The sequence below is a fragment of the Arthrobacter sp. HMWF013 genome (genome assembly GCF_003061105.1).
Taxonomy (GTDB): Bacteria; Actinomycetota; Actinomycetes; order Actinomycetales; family Micrococcaceae; genus Arthrobacter.
This window is the reverse complement of sequence record NZ_QAIQ01000335.1, coordinates 1-4,220: the sequence shown is the minus strand read 5'-3', so window position 1 is coordinate 4,220 and position 4,220 is coordinate 1. Positions and strand designations below refer to the sequence as shown.

At 63.4% G+C, this 4,220-nt stretch carries 3 protein-coding genes; 1 reads left to right on the top strand and 2 read right to left on the bottom strand.

Annotated elements, in window-relative coordinates:
• Nucleotides 1–163: 163 nt before the first annotated feature.
• The gene (locus tag DBR22_RS12710) at nt 164–1,420 is read right to left on the bottom strand and encodes an aminopeptidase P family protein (protein WP_108599319.1); all 1,257 of its coding nucleotides are present in this window, start codon (nt 1,418–1,420) and stop codon (nt 164–166) included.
• A 60-nt stretch (nt 1,421–1,480) separates the two neighbouring features.
• Nucleotides 1,481–2,884: an MFS transporter gene (locus DBR22_RS12705; RefSeq protein WP_108599318.1), complete on the bottom strand. Its 1,404-nt coding sequence runs from the start codon at nt 2,882–2,884 to the stop codon at nt 1,481–1,483.
• Between the two features lie 380 nt (nt 2,885–3,264).
• On the opposite strand from DBR22_RS12705, the gene DBR22_RS12700 reads away from it, so the two are divergent.
• Nucleotides 3,265–4,220: S-(hydroxymethyl)mycothiol dehydrogenase (locus DBR22_RS12700; RefSeq protein WP_108599317.1), on the top strand; the 956-nt coding region annotated here is incomplete at its 3' end.

Genomic DNA, 4,220 nt, shown 5'->3' with positions numbered 1-4,220 from the left:
TCATTCCGCATTGTCAGCCGAAAGCGGCGCCGCACTGGGTGCGGCGCCGCCGGCAGGCTTTCGCCCAGGGTCACCTTAACCCCAACGCGGGGTCACTTTCGGCCCGTAAAACGCCCGGGATTGGGCCGGGAGTGACCCCGCGTTGCCAGGTCGGGTCGCCGGGTCAGGCTCCGATGATGTTGTACTCAGGGCCGAACGGGAACTTGGTGATGTTCTCCGCGCCGTCCTCGCCGACCACCAGGATGTCGTGTTCGCGGTAGCCGCCGGCGCCCGGCTGGCCGTCCATGACGGTGATCATCGGTTCCATGGAGACCACCATGCCCGGCTCCAGGACCGTGTCGATGTCTTCGCGGAGTTCCAGCCCGGCTTCCCGGCCGTAGTAGTGGCTCAGGACGCCGAAGGAGTGTCCGTAGCCGAACGTCCGGTTGGCCAGCAGCCCGTGACCAACGTAGATCTCGTTGAGCTCGGCCGCGATGTCCTTGCAGACCGCACCGGGCTTGATGAGTTCCAGGCCACGCTTGTGGACCTCAACGTTGATGTTCCACAGCTCCAGGGAGCGGGCGTCCGGTTCGCCGTAGAACAGGGTGCGTTCCAGGGCGGTGTAGTAGCCGGAGGTCATGGGGAAGCAGTTCAGGGACAGGATGTCGTGTTCCTGGATCTTGCGGGTGGTTGCCCAGTTGTGGGCGCCGTCGGTGTTGATGCCGGACTGGAACCACACCCAGGTGTCGCGGATTTCGGAGTTCGGGAAGGTCCGTGCGATTTCGTGGACCATGGCCTCGGTGCCGATCAGGGCCACCTCGTACTCGGTGATCCCGGCGGTGATGGCGTTACGGATGGCTTCGCCGCCCAGGTCACCGATCCGTGCGCCGTGCTTGATGACCTCGATTTCCTCGGCGGACTTGATCATGCGCTGGCGCATGGCGGCCTGGGCCACGTCCACCAGGGTTGCCGACGGGAAAGCTGCCTGGATCTTGTTGCGGTTGTCCAGCGGCAGCGAGTCATCCTCGACGCCCAGGCGGCGCGGGTTGATGCCGCGGGTGCGCAGGACTTCCTGGATGGCGAAGATGTAGTTGTCCCGGCGCCAGTCCGTGTAGATGATGTTGTCGCCGTAGCTGCGGCGCCAGGGCATCCCGGCGTCAATGTTGGCGGTGACGGTGACGTTATCATCCTTGGTGACCACCATGGCGTAGGAACGGCCGAAGGTGGTGAACAGGAAGTCGGAGTAGTACTTGATGGAGTGGTAGCTGGTCAGGACGACGGCGTCGAGTTCCTTCTCGGCCATGATGCGGCGCAGGCCGGCGAGGCGCCGCTCAAATTCGGTGTCTGAGAACGTGAGGCTGACTTTCTCGCCGTTTTTCAGGAACTTGACCCGTTCCAGTTCGGCGACGGACGTTGCGTTCTCGGATGCTGTGGTGGTCATGGTGGTGGTGCCTTTCTTGAGTGCAGTTACTTGAGGAGGGAAGCAGGGAAAAATTGCGGGCTATTCGTGGCGCAGCGGTTCTTTGCAGGTCTCCCTGGAAAGCGCCACGGCGATCAGGGAAATGATTGCCGCGCCCACCAGGTAAAAGGCCGGCGCCAGATCGTTGGCGGTAGCGGCGATCAGGAGCGTTGCCATAAATGGCGCGGTGCCTCCGAAAAGCGCGTTGGAGAGATTGAAGCTGACCGCGAAGCCGCTGTAGCGGACCCGGGTGGGGAACATTTCGGCCAGGAAGCTGGGGAGCGTCCCGTCATTGAGGGTGAGCATGGCTCCCAGCAGGATCTGGACCAGGACGATGACCAGGAAGTTGCCGGTTCCCAGCAGCGCGAAGGCCGGCACTGTCAGCACGATGAAGGCAACAGAGGCGCTGATGAGCACCTTCTTGCGGCCGTACCGGTCCGAGAGCATCCCGGTCAGGAAGATGAACCCGATGTAGGTGATCAGCGCGATGGTGGTGGCCAGGAATGATTCGGTTTCGCCCAGTCCCAGTTCGGAGGACAGGTAGGTGGGCATGTAGCTGAGAATCACGTAGAACCCGACGGCGTTGAGCAGCACGGCTCCGACAGCCTGCAGCAGCTGGCGCCAGTGGTTCTTGAACAGGCTTGACACAGGCGCTTTGACGGCCTGATCCTCCTTCGCCAGTTCGAGGAACACCGGGGTGTCTTCGAGCTTGGTCCGGATATAGCGTCCGATCAGGCCCATCGGGGCGGCCAGCAGGAACGGCAGGCGCCAGCCCCAGCTCTGCATCGCATCGGAGGTCAGCAGGACGGTCAGGAGGCCCGCGATCAGGGAGCCCAGGAGCAGGCCCGCAGCGGTACTGGCCGGAACCACCGCTGCGTACAGGCCGCGCTTGTTGGCCGGTGCGTACTCGACGAGGAAGGCCGAGGCTCCGGCATATTCGCCGGAGGCCGAGAATCCCTGGACAACCCGGATGATCAGCAGCAGGACCGGAGCCCAGATGCCGATCGTGTCGTAGCCGGGGATGAGTGCGATGCAGAAGGTCGCTCCGGACATGATCAGAATGGACAGCGACAGAGCCGTCCGCCGGCCTACCCTGTCACCGATGTGGCCCCAGACGAACCCGCCGAGCGGTCGGACCAGGAACGAAATGGCGAACAGGGCGAAGGTCAGCAGAAGCCCGGTCTGGGGATCTGATTCAGGGAAAAAGACTGTGGCGATCGTGACGGCCAGGTAGCCGTAAACGGCGTAATCAAACCATTCAACGAAGTTGCCGATGAAGCTTGCCGCGATGACCCTGCGGCGGGTTTCTTTGCTGACACCGTTGTCAGCAGGCGCAAAGTTCTGGCCGCTCATGGTGCTACGGCCTGCCCGGGTTCCGTCATGGGTTTCATGGGGTCCGTGGCCGGGTCCTCCAGCAAGAGCTGGAGAGGAAGTTTCGTTACTCATGTATCCACCAAGTTGTGTTGGGGTTGCAATCAGCGCAACGCTGTTGCATCAGACTAGGGGTGATTTGTAACACAGTCAAGGCCTGCAGGTTTCCGGCTTGTGAACACACAGGTGGCGGTTAGGGCTACCTGAAGGTAGGGTGTGGCCTCATGGCCGGGCCAGCGTGAGTTGCAGCAGGAGCGATTGTGTTGCACAGTGGGCAGCACTATCGTTCACGCCTCATCCGACGTCAGCGGCGTAGAACTTCCGCGTTCTATTGACTCGGCCTGCACTGGCTGACATATTTCGAATACGCGCACTGCGCGTCGTGTTGTGTAATGCGCAATGAGAAATCCCCTCGGTCCGCGGGTCTCCGGACCCCAGGAAAGGAACACCGCCAGATGGTTCACAAGGTCAAGGCAGTAATCGCCAAGGAAAAGAACGCTCCGGTTTCGGTGGAAACCATCCTGGTGCCGGATCCGGGCCCGGGCGAGGCGCTGGTGGACATCCTCACCTGCGGGGTCTGCCACACCGATCTCCACTACAAGCAGGGCGGCATCACGGACGATTTCCCCATCCTGCTCGGCCATGAGGCCACCGGTGTGGTCAGCGCCGTCGGTCCCGGCGTCACCGAGGTGTCCCCCGGGGACCGGGTGATCCTGAACTGGCGCGCCGTATGCGGCGAATGCCGGGCGTGTGCCAAGGGCCAGCCGCAGTATTGCTTCAACACCCACAACGCCACCCAGAAGATGACGCTTGAGGACGGCACGGAACTCTCCCCCGCACTGGGCATCGGCGCGTTCGCCGAAAAGACCCTCGTCGCCGCCGGCCAGTGCACCAAAATTGACGACGACGTCGATGCCGCCGCCGTCGGCCTGCTCGGCTGCGGCGTCATGGCCGGCATCGGAGCCGCGATCAACACCGGTGAGGTCAAGCGCGGCGAATCCGTAGCCGTGATCGGCTGCGGCGGCGTGGGCATCGCAGCTATCGCCGGCGCCAAGCTGGCCGGGGCCACCACCATCATCGCGGTGGACATCGACGCCAACAAAGTCGCCATGGCCGCTTCCCTGGGAGCCACCCACGGAGTGGATTCCAGCAAGGAAGATCCCATCGAGGCCATCCGGGCCCTCACGGGCGGCAACGGAGCGGACGTGGTGATTGACGCCGTCGGACGCCCCGAAACGTACAAGCAGGCGTTCTACGCCCGCGATCTGGCCGGCCGCGTGGTCCTGGTGGGCGTCCCGACGCCGGATATGAAGCTCGAACTGCCGCTGCTGGACGTCTTCGGCCGCGGCGGTTCGCTGAAGTCCTCCTGGTACGGCGACTGCCTGCCCTCCCGCGACTTCCCGATGCTGGT

What these genes read in the sequence shown, in the direction of transcription:
- DBR22_RS12705 (WP_108599318.1), bottom strand. Translation starts at nt 2,884, where the DNA reads ATGAGTAACGAAACTTCCTCTCCAGCTCTTGCTGGAGGACCCGGCCAC.
- DBR22_RS12710 (WP_108599319.1), bottom strand. Translation starts at nt 1,420, where the DNA reads ATGACCACCACAGCATCCGAGAACGCAACGTCCGTCGCCGAACTGGAA.